General features: G+C 33.7%; 15 protein-coding genes. 5 read left to right on the top strand and 10 right to left on the bottom strand.

Going from position 1 to position 14,647, the window contains the following annotated elements; translation table 11 throughout:
* Nucleotides 1-11 precede the first annotated feature (11 nt).
* From QYS48_RS13215 to QYS48_RS13205, 3 genes are all read right to left on the bottom strand, one after another.
* A complete protein-coding gene (locus tag QYS48_RS13215) occupies nucleotides 12-251 on the bottom strand; it encodes a hypothetical protein (protein ID WP_308356324.1) in 240 nt (79 codons plus the stop codon).
* 326 nt (nucleotides 252-577) lie between these two features.
* The gene (locus QYS48_RS13210) at nucleotides 578-970 is read right to left on the bottom strand and encodes a DUF779 domain-containing protein (RefSeq protein ID WP_308356323.1); all 393 of its coding nucleotides are present in this window, start codon (nucleotides 968-970) and stop codon (nucleotides 578-580) included.
* A 191-nt stretch (nucleotides 971-1,161) separates the two neighbouring features.
* Nucleotides 1,162-2,685 carry an aldehyde dehydrogenase family protein gene (locus QYS48_RS13205; protein WP_308356322.1) on the bottom strand — a complete coding sequence of 508 codons (1,524 nt, stop codon included), beginning with the start codon at nucleotides 2,683-2,685 and terminating at the stop codon, nucleotides 1,162-1,164.
* A 219-nt stretch (nucleotides 2,686-2,904) separates the two neighbouring features.
* On the opposite strand from QYS48_RS13205, the gene QYS48_RS13200 reads away from it, so the two are divergent.
* Together QYS48_RS13200 and QYS48_RS13195 are read left to right on the top strand one after the other, a co-directional pair.
* Complete coding sequence (locus QYS48_RS13200; RefSeq protein WP_308356320.1) at nucleotides 2,905-3,840, top strand: AraC family transcriptional regulator; 936 nt, start codon at nucleotides 2,905-2,907, stop codon at nucleotides 3,838-3,840.
* A gap of 72 nt (nucleotides 3,841-3,912) precedes the next feature.
* Complete coding sequence (locus QYS48_RS13195; RefSeq protein WP_308356319.1) at nucleotides 3,913-4,830, top strand: glutaminase; 918 nt, start codon at nucleotides 3,913-3,915, stop codon at nucleotides 4,828-4,830.
* Between the two features lie 9 nt (nucleotides 4,831-4,839).
* Here QYS48_RS13195 and QYS48_RS13190 read toward each other — a convergent pair whose 3' ends face one another.
* Nucleotides 4,840-6,138, bottom strand: coding sequence for an MFS transporter (locus QYS48_RS13190; RefSeq protein ID WP_308356318.1), 1,299 nt, complete (start codon nucleotides 6,136-6,138; stop codon nucleotides 4,840-4,842).
* A gap of 39 nt (nucleotides 6,139-6,177) precedes the next feature.
* Here QYS48_RS13190 and QYS48_RS13185 point away from each other — a divergent pair, with 39 nt between their 5' ends.
* Nucleotides 6,178-6,414, top strand: coding sequence for a hypothetical protein (locus QYS48_RS13185; protein WP_308356317.1), 237 nt, complete (start codon nucleotides 6,178-6,180; stop codon nucleotides 6,412-6,414).
* On the opposite strand, the gene QYS48_RS13180 is transcribed toward QYS48_RS13185, so the two are convergent.
* The 6 genes from QYS48_RS13180 to QYS48_RS13155 form a co-directional block, all read right to left on the bottom strand.
* Complete coding sequence (locus QYS48_RS13180; protein WP_302101263.1) at nucleotides 6,398-6,766, bottom strand: hypothetical protein; 369 nt, start codon at nucleotides 6,764-6,766, stop codon at nucleotides 6,398-6,400. The genes QYS48_RS13185 and QYS48_RS13180 overlap by 17 nt on opposite strands.
* Before the next feature lie 10 nt (nucleotides 6,767-6,776).
* Nucleotides 6,777-7,547, bottom strand: a complete 771-nt coding sequence (locus tag QYS48_RS13175) for a LytTR family DNA-binding domain-containing protein (RefSeq protein ID WP_308356316.1) — start codon at nucleotides 7,545-7,547, stop codon at nucleotides 6,777-6,779.
* Nucleotides 7,544-8,551, bottom strand: a complete 1,008-nt coding sequence (locus QYS48_RS13170) for a histidine kinase (RefSeq protein WP_308356315.1) — start codon at nucleotides 8,549-8,551, stop codon at nucleotides 7,544-7,546. Before QYS48_RS13170 ends, QYS48_RS13175 begins: the two co-directional genes overlap by 4 nt.
* Nucleotides 8,552-8,636: 85 nt before the next feature.
* Complete coding sequence (locus tag QYS48_RS13165; protein ID WP_308356314.1) at nucleotides 8,637-10,529, bottom strand: fasciclin domain-containing protein; 1,893 nt, start codon at nucleotides 10,527-10,529, stop codon at nucleotides 8,637-8,639.
* A gap of 134 nt (nucleotides 10,530-10,663) precedes the next feature.
* Nucleotides 10,664-11,377: an MbnP family protein gene (locus QYS48_RS13160; protein ID WP_302101269.1), complete on the bottom strand. Its 714-nt coding sequence runs from the start codon at nucleotides 11,375-11,377 to the stop codon at nucleotides 10,664-10,666.
* Complete coding sequence (locus QYS48_RS13155; RefSeq protein ID WP_308356313.1) at nucleotides 11,364-12,479, bottom strand: cytochrome c peroxidase; 1,116 nt, start codon at nucleotides 12,477-12,479, stop codon at nucleotides 11,364-11,366. Before QYS48_RS13155 ends, QYS48_RS13160 begins: the two co-directional genes overlap by 14 nt.
* Before the next feature lie 169 nt (nucleotides 12,480-12,648).
* Here QYS48_RS13155 and QYS48_RS13150 point away from each other — a divergent pair, with 169 nt between their 5' ends.
* Together QYS48_RS13150 and QYS48_RS13145 are read left to right on the top strand one after the other, a co-directional pair.
* Nucleotides 12,649-14,124, top strand: a complete 1,476-nt coding sequence (locus QYS48_RS13150) for an aminopeptidase P family protein (RefSeq protein WP_308356312.1) — start codon at nucleotides 12,649-12,651, stop codon at nucleotides 14,122-14,124.
* A gap of 80 nt (nucleotides 14,125-14,204) precedes the next feature.
* Nucleotides 14,205-14,636, top strand: coding sequence for a hypothetical protein (locus QYS48_RS13145; protein ID WP_302101274.1), 432 nt, complete (start codon nucleotides 14,205-14,207; stop codon nucleotides 14,634-14,636).
* Nucleotides 14,637-14,647: the final 11 nt, after the last annotated feature.

The raw sequence follows: 14,647 nt of genomic DNA, 5'->3' as shown, positions 1-14,647 counted from the left end.
GTTTGAACATATTACAATAAAGATTGTCTCCCTCCATTACACCAATAATCAATTGCCCAATCAAGATTTCTTTCAAAATTGGCTTGATTTTCACCACACAAATCACCGGAAACACCGCATTCCAAAGTAACATGAGCACAGACTCTTCTAAAGTCTTCACTTTTTAAATCTGAGGTAGGTGTTGCAATTGAAGATGATATTGTGAAAATTAATGATAGGGCACCTATAGTACCGAAAAATAATTTTTTCATAATCTTTAAATTTTAAGGTTTTAAATAAATTAAATTTCAACCCGAATATCACTAAATCATGAAATCAATTCTTACTTGAACTACCAAAGGCCTAATAAGGTGGGACAAGTCAAAATTCTTCACTTTGCAGGTTTTGCTCAAAACAGCTTTTGCTAGCGGGTACTGTTTCGAATCAGGTACTACATTTTATAGTATTACTGAGTTGAATACCTGAATTAAAAAAAAAAAAATGAAAAGAAGCAGATATTATGTAATAATTTTAAAAATTATTAATTAAATCATATTTATCTTAGATTAATAACATCTGTTTGTAGGTAAGTTTTTTCTCAAATACGTTCTTTTTCTAAATATTCTTCACCAGTCATCACAGGATTTAAATTTTCTAATTCTTCCATGGTGAAAATGCGAGATCGGATTATAAAACGAATGCCCATTGGGATTTCCAACGAAAAGCTTGAGCCTCTTCCTTCTGTTACATCCAGGGTTAAATGGGTATGCTTCCAATATTCGAATTGGTCTTTGCTCATGAAGAAATCGCAACCGTATACTTGACCTAACCATACATCTCCACCTCCTACTTTGAAGTCTCCTTTTTCAAAACACATGGGAGAAGAACCATCACAGCATCCTCCACTCTGATGAAACATTAATTCTCCAAAGCGATCTCTTAATTCATCTATTGTTTCTATTGCTCTGTCAGTAATTGATACTCTTTCCATAATTTACTGCTGTTCTAGTATTGAAAAACCTGTCAGGTTTTCTAAAATTTAGATGATAAAAATGACCTAATTTTGTAGTGATCAAGTAGTTTAAACCTGACAGGTTTGTTTTCTTAATGATAGTATAAAAGAATAGGTTGTAAATGAATCTCCTTACTTAAAACCTATAACTTTCTACTTAAAAGAATCTACTAAAAGAATCCTAATTTATTTTTATCATATGAGATCAACATATTCTTAGTCTGGCGATAGTGATTTAACATCATTTTATGCGTTTCTCTACCAAATCCAGATTTTTTATAGCCTCCGAATGGAGCATGCGCAGGATAAGCGTGGTAACAATTTACCCATACACGACCCGCTTTAATCGCTCTAGGTACTTGATATAACTCATGAGCATCTCTACTCCATAATCCCGCACCTAATCCATACATAGTATCATTTGCTATTTCAATAGCTTCATCTACATCTTTAAATGTAGTTGCTGATGTAACAGGGCCAAAGATTTCTTCCTGGAATACTCTCATCTTATTATGGCCTTTAAAAATAGTAGGTTCAATATAATAACCATTTTCTAAGCCTGAGTTTAAACCTGCTTTCACTCCTCCACATAATACTTCAGCACCTTCTTGTTTACCAATTTCAAGGTAAGATAATATTTTCTCAAATTGATCATTCGAAGCTTGAGCACCCATCATAGTATCTTCAGCAAGCGGATGTCCCATTTTAATAGCTTTAGTTCTTTCAACCACTCTTTTTAAGAAGTCATCGGCTATATCCTCATGAACTAATATTCTGGATGGACAAGTACACACCTCACCCTGATTTAATGCGAACATTACGGCACCTTCAATACATTTATCTAAAAATTCATCGTCTTTATCCATTACAGATTTCATAAAAACATTTGGAGATTTACCCCCTAATTCCATCGTCACTGGTATCAAGTTTTCAGAAGCATACTGCATAATCAATCTACCTGTGGTAGTTTCACCCGTAAAGGCAACCTTTGCTACTCTGTCAGATTGTGCTAATGGCTTACCAGCTTCGGGTCCAAAACCTGTCACTACATTTAATACTCCAGCAGGGACAACATCTTTTATTAACTCCATTAAAACCATAATGGAAGTAGGAGTTTGCTCAGCAGGTTTCACTACCGTGCAGCAGCCTGCTGCTAGTGCGGGTGCAATTTTCCAAGTTGCCATTAACAGAGGGAAGTTCCAAGGAATAATTTGTCCTACTACACCTAAAGGTTCTTGTAAGTTAATACTTACGGTATGTTCATCATGCTCAGACATGGTACTTTCATCCGCTCTAATTGCCCCAGCAAAATAACGGAAGTGATCTACGCAAAGTGGTAAGTCTGCCGCTCTTGTTTCTCTTAATGCCTTACCATTATCAATAGTCTCAACTCGCGCAAGCATTTCTAGATTCTCTTCAATAATATCAGCAATTTTTAGTAAAACGTTAGCCCTCGCAGCAGCAGGGGTTTTTGACCAGCTTTCAAAAGCCTTGTGAGCAGCATCTAAAGCCAAATTTATATCTTCTTTTGTTCCTCTTGCTGCCTTTGTAAAAGGCTTTCCATCAACAGGGCTGATATTGTCAAAGTATTCGCCTTTGGTTGGTTTTACCCATTCTCCTCCAATAAAGTGTTCGTACTGCGCCTTGAAAGTTGGACGCTCCACTGTTTTGTGAGTCATTTCTAATGTTTCCATAGTATATAGTTTTAATTTTTATATTCTCTCAATATGCATTATTATATCCCTAAATATTTTGTTATGAGTATCAATCATTTTGCTATGAATCTAATTTTCAGAATTAATTAAAATTTACTAAATTGAAAGACTGTGAAAACAAGTGAAAAATTGAGTAAATCACTGATTTATAACAGTATAAATATGGAATAGACTACAATCAAATTACTAAGTTAAATTATGAATGATTTAATAAAACCTTATCAAATACCTCTTAAAACTGAGAATTCATTATTTACTTTAGTAGAAAACAGAACAGCTTACACTTATGATAGCTGTGAACTCAATGTATTTGAGACCCATCAAAAAGCAGAGGACGTGAAATTGGTATTCAATGACTTTGTTTTCACTTCCATGTTGAGAGGAAAAAAAATAATGCACTTAGAAAATAAAGAGTCATTTGAATATTTACCTGGTGAATCTGTTATAGTGGGCCCGAATGAAATCATGGAAATTGATTTTCCTGAAGCTAAAGAAGATCAACCGACACAATGCATAGCTCTGGCTATTTCACAACATCTAATTGACTTCACTTTAGAAATGTTAAATGAAAAACACCCTAAAGTTTTAGATCAAGAAAAGTGGGAAATTGACCCTAGTATTCACCATATAATTAATAATCAAGAATTAATTAATACAGTCAATAGAATTATTAAGATTTCAAAATCTGAAAACAGCGTTACTAAAGATTTATATATAGATCTGGCAATGAAAGAAATGATTATTAGGTTGATGCAAACTCAGGCTCGTCATGTTTTTACTTCCTCTACGCAGACTTTATCAAATCATCATCCTTTGGCCTACGCTATTGAAATTATACATAGTAAAATCACCGAAAAAATAGATTTCGATAAATTAGCTAATGCTGCATGCATGAGTAGAGCATCATTCTTTAAAAAATTTAAAGAAACTTTTGGTTACACTCCAGGTCAATATGTATTATCTGAAAGGATTAAATTAGCAAAACAATGGTTAAAAAAATCAAATTGCAGTATAACCGAAGCTTGTTTTAATTCAGGTTTTGAAAACCTATCGCACTTTACTAGTACTTTCAAAAAAGAAACTGGTTTATCTCCATCTTCTTTTCAAAAACAGTTTAGATTACATGCCAATTAAGATTTAGTTCTTTTGATTTAAGATTATTGTATCTTGACCAGTTAATTACCGTTGGCATAGAAAAACTTTAATTTGAAAGACTACAATAGATTATTAGACGATATATTAAACACAGTAAATTCTGTAAAACATCCTGGTTCGGTTGCTTCCTATATACCAGAATTAGCTAAAATAGATCCTGATAAATTTGGTATATCCTTACAATTTGTGAACGGGGAAACCTATAATGCTGGTGATTATAATGAAAGGTTCTCTATTCAAAGTATTTCAAAAGTATTTACTCTGAGTATGGCTATCCAATCCATTGGGGACAAAGTATGGGATAGAGTGGATGTGGAACCTTCAGGTGATCCCTTTAACTCTTTAGTGCAGTTAGAACATGAAGAAGGTATTCCGAGAAATCCATTTATCAACTCAGGGGCCATTGTGATATGTGATATTTTATTATCGGAATTAGATAATCCGAAAGAGGAATATTTAAAATTTATCCATGAGCTAAATGGATCCGATAAAATTAAGTACAATGAGTTGATCTACAAATCTGAAAAAAGTAAAGGATATCGAAATATTGCAATGGCCAACTTTATCAAAAGTTTTAAAAATTTAGATAATGACCCTGAAGATGTTTTGGATTTCTATTTTTACACTTGCTCGATCGATATGAGTTGTGTAGAGCTAGCCTGGTGTTTTCAATTGTTTGCCCAACATGGGAAACAAGCTGCAGATGGCACTTTATTTCTTGATCCTAATCAGATCAAAAGAATAAATGCCATAATGCTTACTTGTGGTTTTTATGATGAATCGGGTGAATTTGCTTTCCGCGTTGGCTTACCCGGTAAAAGTGGTGTTGGAGGTGGAATTGTCGCTGTTCATCCAGGAGAATATAGCATAGCTGTATGGAGTCCCAAACTAAACGAGAAAGGGAACTCCGCTAAAGGAATGCATGCTTTAGAGCTTTTTACCACGCATATAGAGAAATCTATCTTTTAGACTTCTTTATCACACTTTTTTTAATCGATAGCTTAAAACGATTGCTCCCACTAATAAGCTCATAAAAAATAAAATCTGTGCTGGAAGACCGAAATACTCAGCAACTAAACCAAAACCTGCAGCAATCAGAGTAAATAAACCTATAAATGTATTCGCTACAGAAACATAAGTAGCTTTGTTTTCGCTTGGGGCATAATCTACCAAATACGTTTTTCTGCTAAGTCGTGCCCCACTGTATGCTATTCCGTTAATAAAGAATACTGGAATAAAATAATAAAAACCCAAATTCCAATCCGATACGAAGTAGAAGAGCAGAGCGTAAATTCCACCTGCTATGGCTATGACAGAAGAAATTCTCATCAATCGAGTGGATGATTGATCTGCAATTTTTCCCCAGAAGGGACTACTAAGTACGTTAGCTAAACCATTTACAATAATCAAATATCCAAGCAGACTCCAAGTGGTATCATCTATATCTTTCGCAACCAATACATAAAAGGGTTGTAACAAAGGCACCGCCATTAGGAGCGCTCTAGTAAAAAGAAAATTTCTAAAATCCTTTTCATCCTTAATTAAACTCACACCTTCTTTTATTTCCTGAAAAGGATTCCTACCTCCTTCAGTAGCTCCCTTTTCTTCTTTAATGTTAAAAAACAACAAAGATGCAATCAGCCATAAGATAGAGGCAAACAGAAACATAAATCCATAAATCGTTTTATCTGCGTTCTCTTGAATGAAGAACACTAATAAAACTCCGGCAATCAAGCTTAAAACCCCACCAAAGGTAGATCTGTAGCTTAACATTTGGCCTCGGGTGTTTTTAGGAATCGTTTTACCAATCACATCTTTATAGGCAACAGATGCTACTCCACTTGCTATACTAAATACAGCCAATAAAATAAGAATAATTAGAGGTACAGTATCCTGATTTCCAAAAAATATATGACCTGCTGCCGCTAGCCAGCAAAATGCTTGGACTAAACCACTTATAACCCAAAAGTTCTTTCGAATAGAATATGATCTTATTTTTCCTGAAACAGCCAGTTGAGGTAATAGTGAACCGGCATCCTTTATGGGTACCAAAGCTCCTACCATCGCTGATGAAGCTCCAAAAAAATGCATAATCCAAGCCAAAGTAAGATTAGGACTAATGATTTTTTCAGCCAGCTTGGTCAAGGTACCATTTGCAATGTTTAAAGTGAAATTTTTGGGAACATTGGTGCAAGCATCATCAGGAATCGCTCTACAGGCTCTAGGTTCATCTTCTTCGATTAAATAATCGTAAAATCTTTCATTTAATTCTGCCATACAAAAAATAGAACTTAATTTTGAAAAAATATTTTAATTATGCGCGTAATAGGAGAACTACCAAACAACTATTGTAAAACTACCTTGTTTCAATGGAATGAAAAATATTTAGTAAAGTTTGAATTAGGTTTGTACGAACAAACTTATAAAATTGACGAATACGAGGTAGCCGATGTGGAAGAACTTAAAAGCTTAATTTCTGATGAATTTATAAAAAAAGTAATGGTTAGATTTGATGAAATGCATAAAGATTGGGGATCTATTGCGTTGGATTGAAATCTGTTTGCTTTCTTTCTAAACTTATCTTATTGAAGCCATTAACTAATACAATAGTACCCCCTATGCCTATTGCTCCGCCTGTGTATAGCAAAGCTTCTCCCAGCTGGGGATTTGTACCCAAAAGTTGTCCGCCAATTATTGTTACAGTATAACCTAAAGTAGCGACAAAAATTCCAGTTTTAAGTGTTTTTTTCGCATTATTCAAATTTAACTGGATCGTATTTACTTCATTCTGTATATTAAAAATATGAGATTTTATAGAATCTAATTCTTGTTTAGAAAATTCTTGCGCAAAAGAAAGTGAATTAAAACTAAGTAGAATCGTTAAAATTGTAAAAAAGTACTTCATGCTTATCCTTTTATTGATTAATCCAGTCTTTAAAGTGTCCCACTCGTTCTCTAGCTACTATTAAATCCATATCATCAGATGATTGAACGATTAGTTTCAATCTACCATTATGGTAACTCTTCATTTCAATTAGCGCCTCTAAGTTAATAATGACGGATCTGTTAATCCTATAAAAAATTGAAGGATCTAAAAGTTGATTTTCTAATTCCTCTAAACTGAAATTAACTATGTATTTTTTTGAGGATCCAATTTCTTTAAGATAAACAATTTTATCTTCAGCATAGAAATAAGCAATTTCATCTACCTCTTTAAATAGCATTTTATTGCCTACTTTAGTAAGAAATCGCTTCTTAAACTTTTTACCATTCAACTTTTCGATAACCTGATTAAGAAGTGCATTTTCATTACTCTTGCCTTCTTGACTAACGCATAATTCTTCAAATTTTTCAAATGCATCAATCAACCTCTTTTCCTGAAGTGGTTTTAAAACGTAGTCAATACAGTAATGATCAAATGATTGTAAGGCATGTTGATCATAAGCTGTTAAAAAAATAATGGGTATTTTTCTATTTTGATTTTCAAATACATCAAAGCAATTACCATCTGCCAAATGAATGTCGCTGATAATTAAATCTATACTTTGATTATTCTGCAGTAATAGTCTTGAATCTTTTATACTCTGTGATGTGCCTACTATTTCCCAATTTGGCCGAAATTTATCAATAATTTGTTTTATTCTCTCTTGAGCTAATGGCTCGTCTTCAAAAATTAAAATTTTCATTTTATATTGATTAATGGAACTGATACCTCAAAAAATTCTTCAGTTTTATTTATCGAGATTTGTTCTCCTAAAAACCTATATCTCTCAGAAATGTTTTTTAATCCTATCCCAATAGAATCTATATCTTCTTTTTTTAATTGGATAGTATTTTTAATGAATAGATGACCATTTTCGCCAGTTATATCTACCTTAACGGGTGCCTCTTGTGTAAAATAGTTATGCTTTACTACATTTTCAATTAGTAATTGAAGAACTACGGGAGGAATAAATAATTTAGATAAATCAGGATTAATATTTAATGAAATGATAAGTGAGTTTTTAAATCTGATTTCAAGAAGTGAAATATAATCTTTAAGAAAATTTAATTCTTGTTCAACTGGAACCAATTCTTCATTTACGTTCAAAGATATATACCTATACATCGAGGATAGTTTTTGCAGAAAAATATCTGCTTTTTCTAAATCAGTGTGCATCAATGAAGATAATGCATTAAGATTATTAAAAAGAAAATGCGGATTTAGCTGGTGGTTTAATCTTTCATATTGACTACCAATTGTTGCATTTTTCAATTTCTCAGTTTCCAATTCTTTTTCTCTGAATTTCTTATTGAAAAAATAAATTGCATTGACAGTATTTAAGAATAGGTTTATTCTGGAAGTAAATCCAAATGTCAACATAAAATTTTTCTGAGTCAGAGTAAAGGGGTCCCCTAATGTTAAAGAAGTCAATTCAACCGATAACAGACTAATCAAAACAGTAGCTATTATACTTATCAAAAACTGCTGTAAAAGCGGATGAATACTTTTTATACTCTTGATTAAATAATTCTGAATAAAAAGATTGGCCATCCATACTGAAAAAGATAAACCAAAAATCGTAATGAATAGCAGATGGTAGGGTAGAGCAGCTTGGTATAATCGGTCTCCTTCCAGCACTATAATATTCACGAATGAATATATTGCAAGTAGCGTAATAAAGAGAAACTTTCTTTTGTGCTGAAACATGGCCTTGTAATTAAGAATCTTAAGAGCGTTGTGAATATACTAAAAAAGGGTGAATATGAGTTCACCCTTTTAACAGTATCAATAATTATAAAGTTGGTAATAAAACTCCATCAATTACATGTACTACACCGTTTTCAATTGCTACATCAGCGGTGGTTACATTGAAAGTGTTATTATTAACATCTGTTACCGTTACTCCATCTTCCGAAACATTAACCGTTAAGCTTTCTCCCTGAAGAGTTTCAAATGTATCACCATCTGTTAAATCGTGAGAAAATGCTACCGCAGGAACTACATGAAATTGTAAAACAGCTGCAACTGCTTCAGCTCCTAACTTAGCAATTAAACCATCTAAATCATCTACTTCCTGAGCTGCTAATAAATCAGCAAAAGCAGCGTTGGTTGGAGCAAAAACAGTAATCGCTTCAGCATTGGAAACATCATCATCCAATTCAGCTGCTACCAATGCATCTATCAAAGTAGACAATCCTGCATCAGTTGCAGCATCAACAACAGACGGTAAAGTGATTTCTGGCAATAATACACCATCAATTACATGAACAACACCATTATCTATTGCTACATCAGCAGTAACTACATTATAAACAGTACCATTGAAATCTGTAACGGTTACACCATTTTCCGTAACATTAACAGTTAAAGTACCTCCTTGAAGTGTCTCAAAAGTTGCACCATCTTCTAAATCATGAGAGAATGCAACAGCAGGTACAACATGGAAACCTAACACTGCTTCCAAATTATCAACACCTCCTAATTCAGCTACTAATTGATCTAATGTGCTTACACCATATGCTTCAAGTGCATCACCAAATGCTTCGTTTGTTGGTGCAAATACTGTAATGGCATCTGAATCTAATAAGGTTTGATCTAAACCTTCTACTGCTCCTATTGCATCAAGTAAGGTGGTAAGTTCTGCAGAAGTTGCTGCTTCAACAACTGTCGGTAATTCAATCTCAGGTAATAGAACACCATCTATAACATGAACCACTCCATTATCAATTGCTACATCAGCTGTAATTACATTAAATGTATTGCCAGCGGCATCCGTCACCGTAACATTAGTACCTGTTCTTGTTACTGTTAAATCCTGCCCTGCTAGAGTAGAGAAGCTTTGTTCTCCTTCTGCTAAATCCTCAGCAAAAGCAGTTGCAGGTACTACATGAAAACCTAATACAGTTTCTAGATTATCGACCCCGCCTAATTCTGCTACTAATTCGTTGAGGGAATTTACACCGTATGCTTCCAATGCATTTCCAAAAGCTTCATTAGTTGGTGCAAATACAGTAATTGCCTCCGCTGCTAGTAGGTTGTCTGCTAATCCATTAACAGCGCCAACTGCGTCTAAAAGCGTTGTTAAACCAGCTTCAGTAGCTGCATCAACTAAATTTGGAAGTTCTTCCTCTGGTTCTTCTGTTTCAGGTAATGTAGGAAGTAAAACTCCATCGATTACATGAACAACTCCATTTTCGATTTCTACATCGGCAGTCTGAACATTTACTGTATTACCAGCTGCATCAGTAATGGTTACTGCACCACCTGATAAATTCACTAAGAGTTCCTGATTAGCTAAAGTAGTGAAAGTATTCTCTCCTTCATTCAAATCTTCAGCAAAAGCAACCGCAGGAACTACATGAAATCCTAGGACAATCTCAAGGTTTCCTATCCCGCCTATTGCCGCAACCAATTCATTTAAATCCGCTGCATTAAATGCTTCTAATGCCGCAGCAAAGGCAGCGTTTGAAGGTGCAAAGACAGTAATTGCCTCAGCATTCAATAATGTTTGATCCAAACCATCAACAGCGCCAACTGCGTCCAATAATGTAGTTAACCCTGCATCTTGTGCTGCTTCAACTAAAGTTGGTGCTGGCGTCATATCATCCTCATCCATCTCATCCTCACATGCGAACCCGATAAACATCAAGGGTATCAAAACGAATAATCTCCATAAATTTCTCATAGTATAATTTTTTTTGTTTGCTTCATAAACAGAAAAAATTATTTGTAGGTACACCCTTTTAGGTTGAATCAGCCTTTATAAAAGATGAAATGTAGAATTAAAAGGACGAAATGTAGAGTACTTATTAATATTGATTATCTTAAATCGATAAAGCCATCAGCATAATTATCACCGATTAAATCTGCTTCATTATTAAATTGGAAATCACTCAGGATTTCAAAATCTATTGTGTTAGGTCCTTTAAACAGTTCTAGCAAATCCAATTCAAAATTTAACTTTGATGTATTTTGGTTTAAAACTAAAGGAGTGTTAAAGGTAAACTCTTGTTTTTTAAGATTCTTTTCAGTTCCAATATGAACTACAACCCCTCTCCTATTTCCTGCTTTATCTTTAAATTCACCATCAATTCTAATAAATTTATAACCAGTAGTCCAGTTCCAGGCCATATTGTTCGAAGGATCCAGATCACCAATTGCCGTACCCGATAGATTTTCCTCACCCTTTACCCCTAAGTAAAACTGGATTGAATTATAAGTGGCCGATGGAATATTTTTTAAGTTTAAAGTGTACTTATTATCGTTTTGAGGCTCAATAAGATGGTAACTTTCTGGAACAGCATAAACTTCTCCATTTGAATTGATCAGTTCAATTTTGCTGATGTACGTTCTCCATAAACGTACTGAAAACTCATTTCCGGCTTCATTTTGGTATAATGATTCATAATTAAAACTCTCTTCATCAGCCATATGGATGAATTCTAAATCTAAATCAGCGGTACTTTCTTCATTTCCACCACAAGCAAAAATGAATAGAGGCAAAATATAAAATAGATAGTTAATTATTTTCATTTTCGAATGGATTAGAAAAGTCAGGATTTGAAATAAAGTCTTCGTCAGTTAGCATATGAAGAAATGCAATTATATCTTCCTTTTCCTGTTCTGTTAAAAACAGTCGTGGTCTTTCACCAGCGTCTTGATTTTCATTGCTTCCTTCAATTATCAAAATATCTAAAGTAGAAGATTGATGGATTCCATTATCGTAATGCTCTATTACCTCTTCAAGCGTTTCAAATCTACCATCATGCATATAAGGAGCTGTTAAAGCAATATTTCGAAGGCTAGGAGTCTTGAAACGACCTTTATCTTTAGGATCACCAGTTACCGCCATTAAGCCTTCATCTATATTTTCATCTGTATCAAGGCCATTATTATGAAAGCCCTGAAAACCATCAATAGCACCAGAAGTTAAGGGCCCCAAATGGCAATCTCCACAGTTCCCTCCTCTCAATTGACCAGGAATAGGATGTGTAAAAAATAATCTTTCACCTCTTTTCTCTGAGGGTGAAGGTTCATACTCTCCCCTCAAATATTGATCGTATTTTGAATTGGAGGAAATTAAAGAACGCTGAAATTGCGCTAAGGCTTTCCCTATTAAATCTTCAGTGATCTCTTCAGCATTAAAAGCTTCCTGAAATAATGTGGTATACCCTTCTTCCTCTAGTTCTTGAATTGCGTGATCAAACGATTCATGCATTTCAATTGGGTTTCGAATAGGCTCAATGGATTGAGATTCTATTTGCTCAAATTTACCATTCCAAGTAAAATGCTCTGCCCACATTAAATTTACCAAGGACATGCTGCTCACTTTTCCATTAACACCATCTATACCAGGACTAGTAGCTAATCCATCGGTAAACGCTTTCTTCTGTTGATGACAGCTGGCACATGACATACTATTATCGCCTGATAACTTCTTTTCATAAAAAAGCATTCTACCTAATTCAAATCCTTTTCGGGTAATAGGGTTATCATCAGGTATTCGATTGCTATAACTCCCAAAATACTCAGGTGGATTTAATTCCCTTTCAGAATTAGGGTCAATATTAGTTTCTTTAGGATTGCAGCCGATTAACAAACCCGTTATAACAATCAAATAAAATATTTTAGTCATTTGGCAATCATGTAATTAAACAATTAGTAAACGTTAATTCGGAGCAAAATAGTTTAAAAAATATAACTAATTGCAAAATTGCTTCTCTTCATCGAAACCCATAACCACTGAAATAAATTCTTTTAAAAAAGCCATTTTTATTCATTAGCTTTCAAAAAAAATAGTACGCATGAAAATTATATTATCAATATTTCTAATTGTAATTACAAGCCAAAGTACAATTGCACAAAATCGACCACAAGATTTCTTATCCAGTGAATTTCATGAAGAAAGACGGGAAGTATTAAGAGAAAAAATGCCTAAAAATTCTGTTGCTGTTTTCTTTTCTAACCCCATAAGGAACAGAGCGAATGATGTAAATTTCAAATACCATCAAGATCCAAACTTTTATTATTTAACCGGTCATAAACAACCTCATGCCTTATTGATGATATTTAAGGAAGAACAAAATATTAACAATACTTCCTTTGATGAAATCATGTTTGTAAGAGGAAGGAATGCCTTGGCAGAATTGTATGATGGAGGTAGGATTAGTACTGCTGAAGCTGTAAATCAATTGAAATTAACTGCTTCTTTGGAAACACCAGAATTTAAAAACTTCCCAATTGATTTTTCAAAATTTGACCAAGTATTATTTTATGATTTTAAGAATGATGTAAGACAAACTAATGAAGAAGGAGATCTCTATGATTTGATTGAACAGTTTAAGGAAAAAGTCAATTATCCAGATCAAAATAATTTAGACATTACACCTGAACCTCAAGAAAACAACTTAAACACTAAGTTGCTAGAAGAATTGCTAAGACCAATGCGCGGTATAAAAACTGAAGAAGAACTTGAATTACTTGAAAAAGCAGTAAAAATCTCTGCACTTGGTCAAGCTGAAGTAATGAAAGCAATTAAACCCGGCATGTCCGAATTAGAGGTTCAAGGCATGCATGAATTTATATTCAAGAAATACAAGGCAGAATATGAAGGATATCCTAGTATTGTAGGCGCAGGACATAATGGTTGTGTTTTGCATTATATTGAAAATTACAAACCAGAAATTGAAGATGGAGAATTAATCCTTATGGACCTAGGTGCAGAATACCATGGTTATACTGCTGATGTTACCAGAACTATACCTGTAAATGGAAAATTCACAAAAGAACAAAAGGCAATATATGATTTGGTTTATGAGGCTCAAGAAGCTGCCGCTTCAATTGCAAAAGCTGGAGTTCCGTTTTCAGATTTGTATGATACCACTTTGACCATTATCAATAAAGGACTATTAGAACTAGGTATAGTAAAAAGTTTAAAGGAAGAAGATTTAATCGATCCCACTACTGGCAGACATCGCTATTACCCTCACGGCTGCTGCCACCACATCGGTTTGGATGTTCATGATTTAGGAGAATACGGAAAATTAGAAGAAAATATGGTCATAACGATTGAACCAGGAATTTACATACCAGAAGGTAGCCCATGTGATGAAAAATGGTGGGATATTCCGGTTAGAATTGAAGATGATTATCTCATCAAAAAAGAAAGTGCCGAATTATTATCTGATGATGCTCCAAGAAAAAGTGATGAAATTGAAAAACTTATGAAAGAAACTAGTGCCTTTGAGCAGTTTAATTTACCAGAATTGGAAAACAAGTAATCTAATAAACTATTATATACTATTAAGAATTGAATTTATGTATTTTCTTTGTCATTAAATTAAACTTAAAAATCATTTAAATGTACAATATTTTAAAACACGCGCATTCAGGCATAGCCTATTTACTATTATTAGCTTTGGTCATTGCTCTTGTCTATAATATAATTGGATGGGCAGGAAATAAAGCTTTCACAAAAGGTAATAAAATTGCTGCTTTAATCGGCTTCATTTCAAGTCATCTTCAATTACTATTAGGTTTAATATTATATTTTGTTTCACCTTTAGGTCTATCAAATTTAAGTGGTGAAACCATGAGTGATTCTATGTCAAGACTTTATGCTCTTGAACACCCTCTTACTATGATAATAGCAATTGTTTTAATAACAATCGGGTACTCTAAATCGAAACGAGCTGAGGATGATAAGAGCAAATACAAAAAAATCGTTTTGTTTTATGCAATTGGCTTAATCTTAATATTATCTAGAATACCTTGGTCTGTATGGCCAGCGTAATTAAAACTTTT

The sequence above is a fragment of the Marivirga arenosa genome (assembly GCF_030503895.2).
GTDB lineage: Bacteria > Bacteroidota > Bacteroidia > Cytophagales > Cyclobacteriaceae > Marivirga > Marivirga arenosa.
The sequence above is the reverse complement of the archived record's forward strand: the minus strand, read 5'-3'. Positions and strand labels throughout refer to the sequence as shown.

What these genes read in the sequence shown, in the direction of transcription:
- QYS48_RS13205 (WP_308356322.1), bottom strand. Translation starts at nt 2,685, where the DNA reads ATGGAAACATTAGAAATGACTCACAAAACAGTGGAGCGTCCAACTTTC.
- QYS48_RS13150 (WP_308356312.1), top strand. Translation starts at nt 12,649, where the DNA reads ATGAAAATTATATTATCAATATTTCTAATTGTAATTACAAGCCAAAGT.
- QYS48_RS13155 (WP_308356313.1), bottom strand. Translation starts at nt 12,479, where the DNA reads ATGACTAAAATATTTTATTTGATTGTTATAACGGGTTTGTTAATCGGC.
- QYS48_RS13165 (WP_308356314.1), bottom strand. Translation starts at nt 10,529, where the DNA reads ATGAGAAATTTATGGAGATTATTCGTTTTGATACCCTTGATGTTTATC.
- QYS48_RS13180 (WP_302101263.1), bottom strand. Translation starts at nt 6,766, where the DNA reads ATGAAGTACTTTTTTACAATTTTAACGATTCTACTTAGTTTTAATTCA.
- QYS48_RS13185 (WP_308356317.1), top strand. Translation starts at nt 6,178, where the DNA reads ATGCGCGTAATAGGAGAACTACCAAACAACTATTGTAAAACTACCTTG.
- QYS48_RS13210 (WP_308356323.1), bottom strand. Translation starts at nt 970, where the DNA reads ATGGAAAGAGTATCAATTACTGACAGAGCAATAGAAACAATAGATGAA.
- QYS48_RS13175 (WP_308356316.1), bottom strand. Translation starts at nt 7,547, where the DNA reads ATGAAAATTTTAATTTTTGAAGACGAGCCATTAGCTCAAGAGAGAATA.
- QYS48_RS13170 (WP_308356315.1), bottom strand. Translation starts at nt 8,551, where the DNA reads ATGTTTCAGCACAAAAGAAAGTTTCTCTTTATTACGCTACTTGCAATA.
- QYS48_RS13215 (WP_308356324.1), bottom strand. Translation starts at nt 251, where the DNA reads ATGAAAAAATTATTTTTCGGTACTATAGGTGCCCTATCATTAATTTTC.
- QYS48_RS13145 (WP_302101274.1), top strand. Translation starts at nt 14,205, where the DNA reads ATGTACAATATTTTAAAACACGCGCATTCAGGCATAGCCTATTTACTA.
- QYS48_RS13200 (WP_308356320.1), top strand. Translation starts at nt 2,905, where the DNA reads ATGAATGATTTAATAAAACCTTATCAAATACCTCTTAAAACTGAGAAT.
- QYS48_RS13160 (WP_302101269.1), bottom strand. Translation starts at nt 11,377, where the DNA reads ATGAAAATAATTAACTATCTATTTTATATTTTGCCTCTATTCATTTTT.
- QYS48_RS13190 (WP_308356318.1), bottom strand. Translation starts at nt 6,138, where the DNA reads ATGGCAGAATTAAATGAAAGATTTTACGATTATTTAATCGAAGAAGAT.